12 protein-coding genes and 1 pseudogene are annotated in these 13,138 nt (G+C 53.4%); 8 read left to right on the forward strand and 5 right to left on the reverse strand.

What is annotated here, in order from left to right; translation table 11 throughout:
• Positions 1-250 precede the first annotated feature (250 nt).
• From FE782_RS17350 to FE782_RS33320, 5 genes and pseudogenes are all read left to right on the forward strand, one after another.
• The gene (locus FE782_RS17350; RefSeq protein ID WP_138195509.1) at positions 251-1,069 is read left to right on the forward strand and encodes an NAD(P)H-binding protein; all 819 of its coding nucleotides are present in this window, start codon (positions 251-253) and stop codon (positions 1,067-1,069) included.
• A 198-nt stretch (positions 1,070-1,267) separates the two neighbouring features.
• Positions 1,268-1,717 (forward strand): DUF2269 family protein, encoded by a 450-nt coding sequence (locus FE782_RS17355; protein WP_138195510.1) that lies wholly within the window; start codon positions 1,268-1,270, stop codon positions 1,715-1,717.
• Between the two features lie 327 nt (positions 1,718-2,044).
• Positions 2,045-3,832 (forward strand): oligoendopeptidase F, encoded by a 1,788-nt coding sequence (pepF, locus tag FE782_RS17360; protein WP_138195667.1) that lies wholly within the window; start codon positions 2,045-2,047, stop codon positions 3,830-3,832.
• Positions 3,804-4,202, forward strand: a pseudogene (locus FE782_RS33315) (Gfo/Idh/MocA family protein); the annotation flags it as partial. The gene pepF and the pseudogene FE782_RS33315, both read left to right, overlap by 29 nt.
• A gap of 326 nt (positions 4,203-4,528) precedes the next feature.
• On the forward strand, positions 4,529-4,738 hold the full coding sequence (locus FE782_RS33320; RefSeq protein ID WP_369127189.1) for a Ger(x)C family spore germination C-terminal domain-containing protein: 210 nt from the start codon (positions 4,529-4,531) through the stop codon (positions 4,736-4,738).
• Positions 4,739-5,239: 501 nt separating this feature from the next.
• Here FE782_RS33320 and FE782_RS17375 read toward each other — a convergent pair.
• Positions 5,240-6,118, reverse strand: coding sequence for a helix-turn-helix transcriptional regulator (locus tag FE782_RS17375; protein ID WP_138195511.1), 879 nt, complete (start codon positions 6,116-6,118; stop codon positions 5,240-5,242).
• Positions 6,119-6,255: 137 nt separating this feature from the next.
• On the opposite strand from FE782_RS17375, the gene FE782_RS17380 reads away from it, so the two are divergent.
• The gene (locus FE782_RS17380) at positions 6,256-7,179 is read left to right on the forward strand and encodes a phytanoyl-CoA dioxygenase family protein (protein ID WP_138195512.1); all 924 of its coding nucleotides are present in this window, start codon (positions 6,256-6,258) and stop codon (positions 7,177-7,179) included.
• A gap of 89 nt (positions 7,180-7,268) precedes the next feature.
• Here FE782_RS17380 and FE782_RS17385 read toward each other — a convergent pair whose 3' ends face one another.
• Positions 7,269-7,754: an HD domain-containing protein gene (locus tag FE782_RS17385; RefSeq protein ID WP_439116437.1), complete on the reverse strand. Its 486-nt coding sequence runs from the start codon at positions 7,752-7,754 to the stop codon at positions 7,269-7,271.
• Between the two features lie 28 nt (positions 7,755-7,782).
• Positions 7,783-8,448: an FMN-dependent NADH-azoreductase gene (locus FE782_RS17390; protein ID WP_138195514.1), complete on the reverse strand. Its 666-nt coding sequence runs from the start codon at positions 8,446-8,448 to the stop codon at positions 7,783-7,785.
• 191 nt (positions 8,449-8,639) lie between these two features.
• On the opposite strand from FE782_RS17390, the gene FE782_RS17395 reads away from it, so the two are divergent.
• The gene (locus tag FE782_RS17395) at positions 8,640-9,161 is read left to right on the forward strand and encodes an Rrf2 family transcriptional regulator (RefSeq protein WP_138195515.1); all 522 of its coding nucleotides are present in this window, start codon (positions 8,640-8,642) and stop codon (positions 9,159-9,161) included.
• Between the two features lie 210 nt (positions 9,162-9,371).
• Here the strand turns inward: FE782_RS17395 and FE782_RS17400 are convergent, their stop codons facing one another.
• Entirely contained in the window at positions 9,372-10,793 is a 1,422-nt protein-coding gene (locus FE782_RS17400; RefSeq protein WP_138195516.1) for an MFS transporter, read from the reverse strand.
• 122 nt (positions 10,794-10,915) lie between these two features.
• Positions 10,916-11,905 (reverse strand): LLM class flavin-dependent oxidoreductase, encoded by a 990-nt coding sequence (locus tag FE782_RS17405; RefSeq protein WP_238392538.1) that lies wholly within the window; start codon positions 11,903-11,905, stop codon positions 10,916-10,918.
• A gap of 230 nt (positions 11,906-12,135) precedes the next feature.
• On the opposite strand from FE782_RS17405, the gene FE782_RS17410 reads away from it, so the two are divergent.
• Complete coding sequence (locus FE782_RS17410) at positions 12,136-13,131, forward strand: DUF3231 family protein (protein WP_158299435.1); 996 nt, start codon at positions 12,136-12,138, stop codon at positions 13,129-13,131.
• Positions 13,132-13,138 lie beyond the last annotated feature (7 nt).

The raw sequence follows: 13,138 nt of genomic DNA on the forward strand, positions 1-13,138 counted from the left end.
AGTGACCTCCTCACGAATGATTTACGCTGTCTTTCAACAACGCATACGGATCATTCTAGCAGGAGGCGCTATGGAGTGGCTTACTTCGTCCGGAAGGGTGGCTCAAAAACGCCGGAGACGTGGCTCTCACTCACCGGAACGATGGCTCAATTCGCTCCGGATTATTCAATGAGGCGCAAGTCCGTTTGGAAAGGCAAATCAACGTAATGAAAGAAAACCGGAATTATGTACCCGTAGAGGAGGATGGACAATGACAATTTTAGTAACGGGAGCAACGGGGAATGTCGGTCGTCATATCGTCAACCAACTTCTCGAGGCTGGCCAGCATGTGCGCGCGCTCACGCGCAACCCGTCTAGTGCAAAGCTACCCGAAGGGGTGGAGGTAGTGTATGGCGACCTTACTGAGCCCAAGACTCTTGCGCCTGCGCTGAACGGCGTTACTGGTATACACTTGATCACCTTCAATAGTGACGGGTACACCCCTCTGCAAACCGGACCTGAGATTGTTGAATTGGCTCGAAAGGCAGGGGTTCGGCGAGTCTCGGTGTTATGGAATGGCGAGAACGGACCCGTGGAGAGAGCCGTAGAAGCTAGTAGCCTCGAATGGACCTTACTCCAGCCTGTCGAGTTTATGTCCAATGCGCTTGGGTGGGCAGAGTCTATTCGCATGGAAGGTATTGTGCGGGAGCCATATGGTAACTCGCCCAGCGCTATGATTCACGTTGCCGACATCGCTGACGTAGCGGTAGCCGCATTAATCGGTGAAGGTCACGCCGGAAAAACCTACACGCTGACTGGCCCTGAAGTACTGACAGTGTTCGATAAGGTTCGGATTATCGGTGCAATGATCGGCAGGGATATCCAGTTTATCGAGCTCAGCGAAGATCAGGCACGCGAACGTATGAGGGAGCAGGGGGCGCCAGAGGACGCCATCGATTTCGTCCTAGGATGGTATGCCAACCCTCCAAAATCTGCTTATACAGTGGCTCCGACCGTCGAGCAGGTCACTGGTCGCCCGGCGCGAACCTTCGCCCAATGGGTCTCTGAACACGTACATTATTATAAATAACATAATTGGGGCGCACCGGTAGGGGAAGGAGCATAAATGACGGACTTTGATTGACGTTCGGGAAATCCATGAATATAAGAGCGGCCATAGGGAGGAAGCATTCGTTCAGCCCTTTGATAGCGCTGTAAGAAAGTTGTAAGCTCCTGCAGTTACCATAGGATCAACATAATATTCCATGAAATGGAGGAGTGTTGGTCTATGGCGTACGGCATTTTGTTATTCATCCACATACTCGGTGCGGTGATGGGCCTCGGGGCGGCGTTCGGGTTCCCGATCGTCGCGAAGAGCGCGAAGACCGTATCGCAAGCGAAGCACACGCTGGAGCTGCTGAGGAAGCTCGAAATTCTCCCGAAGGTTGGAAGCATAACGCTGCTCGTCACGGGCTTAATTCTGGGGATCATAGAGCCTTCCTTGTTCAGGACGGGATGGTATATCGCTTCGATCGTGCTGTACGTCGCGGCCCAAGTCGTCGTTATCGGCTTCTTGCCGAAGAAGATGAAGGAACAAGCCGACATCCTCGCCAATCACGAGGGAGAAGTGCTGCCGAATGCATATCTTGCCGTCGGCAAGCAGGCGGGGCGGCTCGAAAGCATAACGCACGTGATCGCCTTCCTGCTCATCGGACTGATGTATTTCAAGCCGTTCTAACCTGCGGACGAGCCGCGGACGAATCGGAAGGGAATGAACGACAACTAGTCACGTTATTGATGAACCGTCAGGGATATCCTCTGGCGGATTTTTGTTGCCTCGTTAGGATTGCCGTTTTTTTTCGCGGGAACATCCGAATTGGTCGTCTACGCGAAGGGAAGGAGCAGGGTTCGATTGCGTTAACGGGTACGGGAACCTTGCGGATAAAGGAAAAAGATAGGTTCCTGAAAAAAACAATCCATTGTCTGGTAAAATGGAAGCGACGGGAAACCATCCCAGTACTAATGGTGACAGGGATTCGTAAACAATGGGGGGACGAAGGTGCGGATGACGAGGGAGTCGGCTCCAGAGGAGCTGACGTGGAACCTGAAGGACTTGTTTGCGGATCAAGCGGCTTGGGAAGCGGCACGAGTCGAAATCGAGGGAATGCTGCCCCTGCTTGAAGCCTTTCGCGGGAAGTTAGGGGAAGGGGCGCGTACGGTTGCCGACTGTCTCCAAGCTCAGGAAACGCTGCACGTCAAGCTGGTGCGGGTTTCCACGTACGCAAGGCTTCAGCAGGCGCAGGACGGGACCAATCCGGAATTTCAAGCGAATTCCGCGCGAATGGAGGATTTGATCTCCCGCGTGAATTCCGGGCTGGCTTTTATTCGCTCGGAGCTGCTGAGCATGCCGGACGGCTTGCTGGAGCGCTATCTAGATGAGGAGCCGGAGCTCGGCGCGTTTCGTAGAAGCTTACTGAACCTGCTTCGAACGAAGCCGTATGCGTTATCCCCGGACACCGAGGCGGCGCTGGCAGCGCTCGGCGAGGTTCTCGGCTCGCCCTATACGGTCTACCAGAGGAGCAAGCTGTCGGATATGACGTTCGCCCCGGTGAAGGACGGCGCCGGAGCGGAAAAGCCCGTATCGTTCGCCTTATTCGAGGCGGACTACGAGGAGTCGCCGGACCCCGTGCTTCGCCGGGCGGCATTCGAATCGTTCACGCACACGCTTACGACCTACCGCCATACGATTGCGGCGGCTTACGCGACGGAAGTGAAGAAGCAGACGGTATTGTCCCGGCTGCGGGGGTATCCCTCGGTCACTCGTATGCTTCTGGAACCGCAGGAGGTCGAGCAGGAGATTTACGAGAACGTCATTCATATCATTCGAGTCGAGCTTGCTCCGGCGATGCGACGATTCGCCAAGCTGAAGGAGCGCGTCCTCGGGCTGGACCGAATCCGGTTTAGCGATTTGAAGGCTCCGCTTGATCCCGACTTCAGTCCCCCCGTCACCATAGAGGAAGCCGGCCGCCTGCTGAAGGAAGCCCTGGCTGTAATGGGCACGGAATATTCGGACATCATTCATGCGGCGCTTACGGAGCGGTGGGTCGATTATGCGGACAATATCGGCAAATCGACGGGGGCGTTCTGCTCTAGCCCTTACGGCGTGCATTCCTATGTGATGCTGACTTGGGCGAACACGATGCGAAGCGCCTTCTTCCTCGCGCATGAGCTGGGGCACGCGGGGCATTTGATGCTGGCGGCTCGGTCGCAGCGCTACGTCAATTTCCGGCCTTCGATGTTTTTCATCGAGGCCCCGTCGACCTTGAACGAGCTGCTGCTGGCGCGCCACATCGTGAAGCAATCCGAGGAGCCGCGTCTGAAACGCTGGGTGCTGCTTCAGCTGATGAATACCTACTACCATAACTTCGTAACCCACCTGCTGGAGGCGGATATGCAGCGCCGGGTATACGAGGCGGCCGAGTTCGGCACGCCGCTGACGGCGGCCAAGCTGACCGCTTTGAAGGAAGCGGTGCTGCGGGAGTTTTGGGGCGACGCCGTCGAGCTGGACGAGGGCGCGGGTTTGACCTGGATGCGGCAGCCTCATTACTATATGGGGCTGTACCCGTATACGTATGCAGCGGGCCTGACGGTGTCTACGCAGGTTGCGGCGATGATTGAAGCGGAGGGCCAGACGGCCGTGGACCGCTGGCTGCGCGTCCTTAAGGCGGGAGGCACGCTCGACCCGCTGGAGCTGGCGCAGCTGGCCGGCGTCGACATGAGCAGTCCCGCGCCGATCCGGGCCGCGGTCGGGTACGTGAGCTCCATTGTGGAGGAGTTGGAGCGGATGTTTTGAAATCGGACCCGACCTTCGGAAGGGAGACGCGTCGCGAAATCGAAGCGCGATCCGAAGCGGAGAGATCGGGAAGCTGACATCCATCACCGCTTCGCTCTACCAAGAATGGCGAGAAGGGACCGCGAACTCTTGGCGCCAGGATCCGTCGCTCTCCGGGGGCGGTTTCCTCATGGATTCAGGCAGCCATATTATCGACGTACTGCTGTGGACTACAGGGCTTACTCCGGTCGAGGTGAAGACGCAGCTCCATCGGCAGGGCTCGCCGGTGGAGATCGACACGTTCAGCTCTATCCGTTTCGCCGAAGGCGCCGTGGCTGGTTTAAACCTCGTCGGGCATGCGCCATGTTGGCATGAAACCTATGTGTTCTGTGGTGAAGCGGGCGGGATTTTCTATGACAACGGAAAAATCACGCTTCGCAAAGCCGGCGAGGAGCCGATCGTGCCGAAGCTGCCGGAGCCTGCGACGAATCAAGACAAAAGTTTTATCGATGCGATTCTTGGCCGCCACGAAGTGATGGTCCCCGGCGAATTCGCTCTCAAAGTCGGTGAAGCTTTCCGAAATGGTTTACCAGGCTGCAGGGTATGTGCCGCACGGAATGCCTGTGACCGCCGAAGAACAAACAGCATCATCGGGATCACCGTAACGCGCCAAGCCGGCGCGTTTTTTATGAAATACAGCGGCAAAAGAAAACGGACATCGTCGATTTCGCAGCCGCTTTCCATAGAAAATACCCGAGGGTTTGGGAGAAGAACAAGCAGCGTTGGGACAAGATTTTCCCAGAGGTTAAGACCAGCGTGGAAGTAGAGGCGCACATCATAAGACCCGGCAATGTTAGCGCCCCGGGCGGAATGCCGCGCGAAGATTATCGGCGTTGGATCTCCTTCACACGCCAGGCCCTAGACTAATTCTTACAACGATATTCGAACCGTTCGCTGGACTCCTCGAACTTCGGAAGCGGTGAACCGGCAACCGGCCAAGGAAATGGCGTTCAGGGGAAACTAGCTTTACTTACTAGTCTTTTTCGAATTACTGCATTTATTTTGCGACATAGGATCGTCGACAACGCGAATGCTGGCAATTTGGTTCGTTTGATAAAGAATTTGAACGGGACCTGCGCAGCGATAACATTTCCACAGTGTTATCCAACGATTCCCTTGTACGACTTTTACCTCTTGTACGTAGGAAGGGAACCCCTTATTTTGTCCCCGGATGCGTACGAACACATATTTGCCGACATATTTTTTTAAACTGCTCAGCGACATGGTACCACCCCCTTATCATAGTCTTATACTTTATATTCTCTCTATTTCTTCATTGCTTGGATTATAGTCTTGCCACAAAAAAACACCCCCCAAGTCAACGCTGCCGGCGTCGCTTAAAGGAGTGCATTGGTTTCGTGTATAAGGCTAAACTTTATAGGTTACCAGCGCTGAACAAAACTGGGATAGACTCGTACCCGTTTTTTTCTTAAACATTTTGCCGAACGTGTGGACGTCGGAGTATCCGACTTGGCTCGCGATCTCGCTGACGGACAGGCTTGTCTGCAACGCCAGCTCCCTCGCCTTCTGGATGCGCACCCAGGTCAAGTACTGCATCGGGGTAAGACCGAACTGCCGCTTGAATTGCACGATAATATAGTTGCGGCTTAGCCCGGCGATCTGTTCAAGGTCGCGGTGCTGGACATTCTCGGCGTAATGCTCGCGGATGTAATGTTGCACCAGCAGCAGTTTGGCCTTCGTTCGAGTCTCCACCGTGGAGCCGGTCCGCGTCTTCTTCAGCCCTGCCGCAGCCTCTCCGAGCGCTTCGAGCAATAGGCCTTGCGCTTGCAGCTGCGAGGAAAGATCCGGCTGCCGGTACAGGTGAACCAGCCGATTCAGTTTTTTCTCCAGCTCCGTGCCCGTATAGTTGCCGAGCAGGTGCTTCTCCCCGAACAGGTGATGAACCGGAAATTCATGCGCCCCGAAGTGGAATACAAGCGACAAACACACATACGGTTCTCCCTCCAAAGTTAGGATGGAATGAGGCTCGCCAGGGCGGTGGAACAGCAGATCGCCCTTAACGGTAGGATACAAGCGACCGCCGATCGGGTAATCCGCTCTCCCTTCCACTACATATTGAAGGACGTATTGCCCCATCGTTCGGTTGCGAATCGCCCATCCCTTCGGTGCATGAAACAAATGGGCCAGTGTGATATGCGGCGGATAATGAAAGTTAGGCAGGTCCGAAATCGTTTCGCTCGGCGATGAACCGTCCGATGCCGATCGTTCCGTTTTCTCATCGATCATAGTTATGGCCCCCTTCCTTCCTTATCGTAAAGGAAAGTGATTTCGGCAACAAGAATCGATGTTCGGACCAAATACGGCGGACGTCATTTTCGATAAAATGGTTCTCGAAACCATTGGCGAAAAGAGGAGACGATTCGATGAGCGAGCCGCAGATCGATATGCTGTATGCCGACGCACGTACGCAACGCTGCATTACAGAGGAGCAAGCCCGGTTTTTTCTGGATAACGGGTTTCTCGTCGTCAAAGGGGTTCTTCGCGGAGAAGAGCTTCAAACCATCCAAGACGAGATGGAGAAGCAAGTGGCCAAAGGCGCCGCGGGCGTCCAAGACGACCCGGACTACATGTACGGCAAAGGCGGCAAGACCGGCCGCAGCGTCCTGCGCCGCATCGAGTACGTCATTGACAAAAGCGATCCGATGAAGGCGCTCCTCGGTCACCCATTTATTCTGCGTTCGGTCGAGAAACTGCAGGGGCGTAATTTCATTCCGACTTGGGATTCCATGGTTCTCAAAATGCCGGACGAAGGCATCGTGGTCCCGTGGCACCGCGACGCGGAAGTTCCGGCCGACTGCACGGATCCCCGTCCGATTTTTAACGTAGACTTTTACTTGGATTCGGCGGACCTCGCGACCTGCCTATGGGTCATCCCCGGCAGCAATAAGTGGTCGCGGGAGGAGTGCAAAGTTCGGATCAACCGGGATGGCCCCGATGGCTTCAGCACGGAAGACGCGATTCCGGTTCCGCTGGAGGCGGGCGACGCCATTTTCCACGACATCAAGGTGCTGCACGGTTCCCCTGCAGGAGACGGCAATCCGTTGCGCCGTACGGTCTATTACGAGTTCCGCCCCGGCGAGATCGAATCGAATTACGGACCGCACACGCGAGAGTACCTCGGACTGAAGCAGCAGGTGCTGCTCGAGTGCTTGGACCGCCGGGCCGCTGCCTCTTATGCTCAAGGCGAGGAGCCGTACGTCTATCATCCGGACGGGGAATTCGCCCTCGGCGAGCGGATGGAGCTGGTTACGTTCCGGTATCCGCATCAACAGTATTGGCGCAGCTAGCCCAAAGACTCCTATTAGACGATCTTAAGCCACCCTCCGGCGACAATTCGGATAAGCGGCTCGAGATCGTCTTTTTTACTTCATATCAACTAATCATCCCATCTGGAATGAAGAACGCTGTGGCAAAAGTTGGGCCGTTTATAACCCGGAAGAAGCATCTCGCACACGTCGGCGTTTATCGTGCCGTATGTCGTTTCCGGTTTGTGTTTGAAGCCCTCCAAGAAAGCATGCAGTATCTTGTGCTTGAAGCTGTCCCGAGGAAACGCCTTGACGACTTGCTCGCGCGCTTCTGCGGAGATGAGGTCGAAGTTTTTTCCCACCACATCATAACCTACGCCAAAATTCATAAGCGCCGCTTCGGCTTCCTTATATTCGACGATTCCTATTGTCGTATGAAGAGCTACAGCATCCCATACCAGCCGAATATACTCTTCCGGAACGCCGCGACTTGTAAGAAAATCGCGGGCGGCATTAGCGCCATCGACCTCAAAGCGTTTGTCATCGCTTCGGAAAGCAGGGGGAAGTCCAATATCATTCGAGTGGTTCCACATTAGATCGTCGCCATGCTCGCGCAACAACTCAGCCGCTTCAACGGCTAATTTACTATCGGGAAATCTCGCTTCCTTGATCGACTTTGTTCGCTAGACGCGCTGCCGCTTCTTCGGCTTCTTTTTTTGCTTTATTCAGCACATCCTTTTTGTCTAGCAAGTTCGTACCTTGAGCGCGGATAATCTGGTAATCCTCGACGCCGAGGAAGTGAAACATCGACTTCAGGTACTTGTGCGAGAATTCGTTTTCTGTGTACCAGTCGTTATTCGTATAGATGCCGCCGCTTCCTTGAATCACGAGTAAACTCCGACCGTCAGTCAATAAACCTACGCCACCGTTTTCCGTATATTTGAAAGTCTCTCGGGCGATCATGATGTTATCCATGTAATCTTTCAGTCGGGAAGGGATGTTGAAGTTGTGAAGCGGCATAATAATTACATATTTTTTCGCGCTTTTGAATTGCTGCAAAATTTCATTCATCCTGCCGGTCACACGCGTTTCTTCGTCCGTCAACGCTTCGCCGGAGGCGAATTTACCCCAAGCACTTAAAACCGTACTGTTTACTTCCGGGATTTCTTCGCGATAAAGATCGATTCGCTCGATCGAGTCGTTGGAATTCAACTTGCGGTAGTTTTCAATAAAGCGATTACCGACTTCAAGGCTAACGGAAGAAGGGGAATCCACAGCGGCATGTGCATTGATTACAAGTAGTTTTCCCATTTTTACACCCCTAAATATATTGTTGTATAATTGACGACAGATGGAATCGTCGATCCAATGTGGCTTTAATATACAGCTTCATATGGGCATAGTCAAATCCATTTTTATGGTGCGGGCAATGGTTGACAATTGGCGCGGTTACCATTAGATTAAAACTATTTACCCATGCGAAAATAATGGAAGGTGTTATTATGCAATATAGCGTCGGGGTAGAATATGCACTGCATTGTCTAGTTTACTTAATTCCAAACGAATCAACGATTGGTATCAAGGAACTTGCCTTTTTTCAAGGCATTCCAGAGACCTACTTATCCAAGATTTTCACAAAACTTGCCAAGGCGGGAATTATTACGTCGGTTCCTGGGGTTAAAGGCGGATTTAAACTGGCGCGCGACCCAGACGAAATTTCCTTTTGGGATGTGGTCGAGGCCGTGGAGGGAAAGAAGCCGATTTTCCAATGCCAGAACATAAAGGATAAGGGCTATCTATATCGCGATCGCGATTGTTCGGATTGTACAGTATCCACGAGCTCCTGCTCGATTAACTTAGTTATGCTCGAAGCGGAAGAAACCATGCAAAATTATTTGCGAAGCAAGAAGTTGTCTTGGCTGGAGGAGGAATTGGATCGTGTTTTGCCTGCGCAGACGCGCAAGGAAACGCGGGCGTTCTTTGCTAAGGGCAATTCCATAAACGAAAGAGATCGAAAGGAATAGACTTAGCGGATGGTGTCGTGCATTAAGCCGTTACAAAAAGTCCCCCTTAAGCGAAACGTCATGCGTTGGCTTAATAAGAAGAAATCCGAACCAAAATGTAAGGGGCACGCCTGCAACGGTGTGTCTCTTTATTTATCATGTTGATATTAAATTCTGCGTCGTTATACGGCAGGAAAGCCCCGATGGAAGCATCGGGGCTTTGCCTTGGAGTCAGGAATCGTTCTTTATTCCGAAACTTGCGATCAGGGCGAAGATCACAGCGATGGTAACCGCCAGGAATGAATCGGAATAGTTAACGGCATCTAATCGATACATCGGGTTTAACGGATCGATAGCGTCGCTTCGCGCATGCAGGAACGCTCCGATGAGGCTGGCTCCCGTCCCCGCCCCAAGATATAACGCGCCTTGGAAAAATCCCATCCCCGCTCCGACCAGGTCTTTCCGAAGAACGCCGATAGCGGAATTCGTGGCGGGCGAGTTCACGAAAGCAAAGGCGATTCCTACCCCCATGACGCCCGCTGAAATCAGAAGGGGGGATGCCCCCGGGGCAAAGGCGGACAAGAAAAAGGTGGATACTCCCATCAGGATGAGCCCGCTAACGACGAGCGATTTGGTTCCGACGCGGTCGGATATTCGGCCGACCCATGGCGAAACGAGCGCAACGGCCGCACCTCCCGGCAAGAGCGTTACACCCGCTTCGCCGGGGCTGAGCCCGTTCACCTCCAAACACAGCAACGGAACGAAAACTAGGACCGCAAAATAAGCGAACGCGGACAAAAAGGCTACGACGACAGAGTTCACATAAAATCTGTTTTTGAACAGGGCCGGGGGTACGAAAGGCTTGCTCGCCGCGCGAATCCTCAGAACGAATCCAATCATGGCAAGAAGAGACCCCAAAAGACTCCCATAGGAAGAAAATGAGGCGAAGCCGGCGCTTTCCCCTTGCGTTACCCCAAAAAGGAACAGTCCCGCGGTAAGTCCTAATAGCGTACCGCCTAGCAAATCGAAGGTTTGCTCGGTACCATCTTCGATTTCCGGTCGAATGACCGGCAGCGCAAAGACAGACCCGACTACGATGAGGAGCGACAGGCTAAAGGCGATCCAAAATAGAGCGGGCCAGCCCCAGGCTTGACCGACAACGCCTCCGAAGATCGGTCCTAAGGCCGTTCCGATCCCGATACAACCTGCAACAACTCCTAAGGCGGCGCCACGTTTCCCTTCCGCAAAAACCTTCGAAACCGCCACGACGGATAAGACCGGTATGGCAGACATTCCAGCCCCTTGAACCATCCGCCCGAACACTAATAATGGGAGGTTGGAAGCAAGGGCGCAGATCAAACTTCCGATGCTCAATATGGAAGCGGCCAGAGCGAACAGCTTCCTGAGCTCGATAAAATCCGACATCCGGCCGTACAGAGGAATCCCAATAGCAAGCAGAAGCGCAATCCCGCTCACGACCCAACTGACTTGAGCTTTCGAAGCTTGCAAGGATTCGCCAATGAGACCAAGAACGGGGTTTACCATATCCACCGTCATTGCAGCCGACAGGGAAGACAAGATAATGACCATCATTAACAATGTTGCGGATGCCCGATGTTCTACGAATTCATTTTGTTTCGTCTTTGCTTTCATTTTGGAAAAAGCCCCCTAAAATATTGGATTCCTTATTTTAGGAGGCTTGGTCATCTGCTTTCTTTACCACGTTCGTTCACCCTTCTTCTTCATGGTAACGAATGGAGGGGACGCCAGCCTGATTAGCGATCGCCGATCGCGTCCGCCAAAATTTCGAACGAACGCAGCCGGGCCGCATGGTCGTAAATTTGTCCGGCGACGATAATTTCGTCCGCTTGCGTCATCCGCGCGATGGCGGCGACGCCCTCGCGCACGGCGTCCGCATCGCCCGTCACCGTGTACTTCAGCTGGCTCTTGACGATCTCCCTTTCGTGTTCGCTCCAGAGGGGATCCATCGAGTCGACCGGCGGGGCGAGCAATCCGGTTCGACCGCGGATAATATTCAGGAACGCGAGCTGATGCGACGTCGCCAGCCGCTCCGCTTCCTCGTTCGTATCGGCGGCGACGACATTGATCCCGACCATCGCGTACGGTTTGTCGAGCGCTTCCGACGGGCGGAAGCTGCTGCGGTATAGCTCCAGCGCGGGCAACAAGTAATCAGGCGCGAAATGGCTGGCGAACGCGAACGGCAAACCGAGTTCGCCGGCGAGCCGTGCGCTGAAGCCGCTCGAGCCGAGCAGCCAGATCGGAATGTCGAGCCCTTCGCCCGGGTGCGCCCGCACGCTCTTCGCGCCCGGACCGGGCGCGAAAAACCCGCGCAGCTCTTCGAGCAGCTGCGGGAAATCTTGGCCGTCGCGGTCTAGGCCTCTGCGAAGCGCGCGCGCCGTCAGCTGATCGGAGCCGGGCGCGCGCCCGAGTCCGAGATCGATGCGTCCGGGATACATCGATTCGAGCGTGCCGAACTGCTCGGCGATGACGAGCGGCGCGTGGTTGGGCAGCATTATGCCTCCGGAGCCGACGCGAATCGTCGACGTACCGGCTGCGACGTAGCCGATGACGACGGACGTCGCGGAGCTGGCGATGCCGGGCATGTTATGGTGCTCCGCGAGCCAATAGCGGCGATAGCCCCAGCGCTCCGCATGGCGCGCGAGGTCGAGCGTATTGCGAAACGTGTCGGCCGCCGTACCGCCTTGTACGACAGGCGCTAGGTCCAACACGGATAAGATGGTCACGAAGAATTCCCCCTCAATCAAGGAAATTGAATGTTCGAACTGTAAGTATTAATGTAACAGATTCGGGCCGCGGTTTGCAAACGCAAGCGATGATTTACGGGCTACGCAAAGCGTAGCGTCAATCGGAATGCGCCGGACGATAAACCATCTACGAGGGCGGCGGCCGGCCGGTTTTTATTTTTCGTAATGGGTACATTAACACTTAAATTGCTGCAAATGGAGAGATTATGATGAAAATACAATTAAATGCTTCGGAAATTGCAAACCTCTGGACAACGGATATGAATAATTTAGTGTATATTTTCTCCATACCTTATTACATGAACCAATGCGAGGATGAAGAAATTCGTTCCATTATCGAATTGGCATTGGAAATTTCGCAGGACATTGTCGGCAATGTAGAAAAAATTTTCAAACAAGAAAACTTTCCTTTGCCGTTCGGATTTACGGAAGAAGATGTATATTTACATACTCCACGGTTATACTCCGACCAATTTGCGCTTCTTCAATACAATACATTAGCCGAGAATGGGTTAATGTTATACGGTCTTTCGTTGGCGACTTCCACTCGTTCGGATGTCCGCGACTTTTTTACTCACTGTATCTCTTTAACAACAAAGCTTTACAATCGAAGTAAAGATTTGTTGGAAAGAAGAGGACTGGTAAATTCCGCGCCGACGATTCCTTTTCCCGAAAGAGCGGAATTTGCTCATGATCAAGGATTTCTAACGGGCTGGTTCGGAGATCGAAGACCTTTAAACGTTATCGAAATTAACCAATTGGTTTTTAATAGTAGAGGCGCGGCTTTCGCGTGCGCAAAGCTCATGTCGTACAGTCAAATAGCGGGATCAAAAGAGCTTCGCGAATTTTTCGTTACAGGAAAGGAAATGTTCGGCAAACACTTTGAGGTATTTACTTCATTACTTAGAGAAGATGATTTGCCTTCCCAAATGACTTACGAATCCGAAGTAACGAACTCGACCGTACCCCCTTTCAGCGATAAAATGATGATGTTTTTCATTATGTCCCTAGGGTCTGTGTTCCTGAGCCGCTATGGCACGGCAATAGGTTTATGTAACCGACGAGATATCGGACTGCATTTCACGCGGTTGATGGCGGAATCGGCCGCGTATTTGGAAGATGCCGCTAACATCATGATCAAAAACGGGTGGATGGAGCAGCCTCCGCAAGCGACGGCTCGAAAAGCGTTAGCGGAAAACAGATAGGATGAAG

The sequence above is a fragment of the Paenibacillus antri genome (genome assembly GCF_005765165.1).
Taxonomy (GTDB): domain Bacteria; phylum Bacillota; class Bacilli; order Paenibacillales; family YIM-B00363; genus Paenibacillus_AE; species Paenibacillus_AE antri.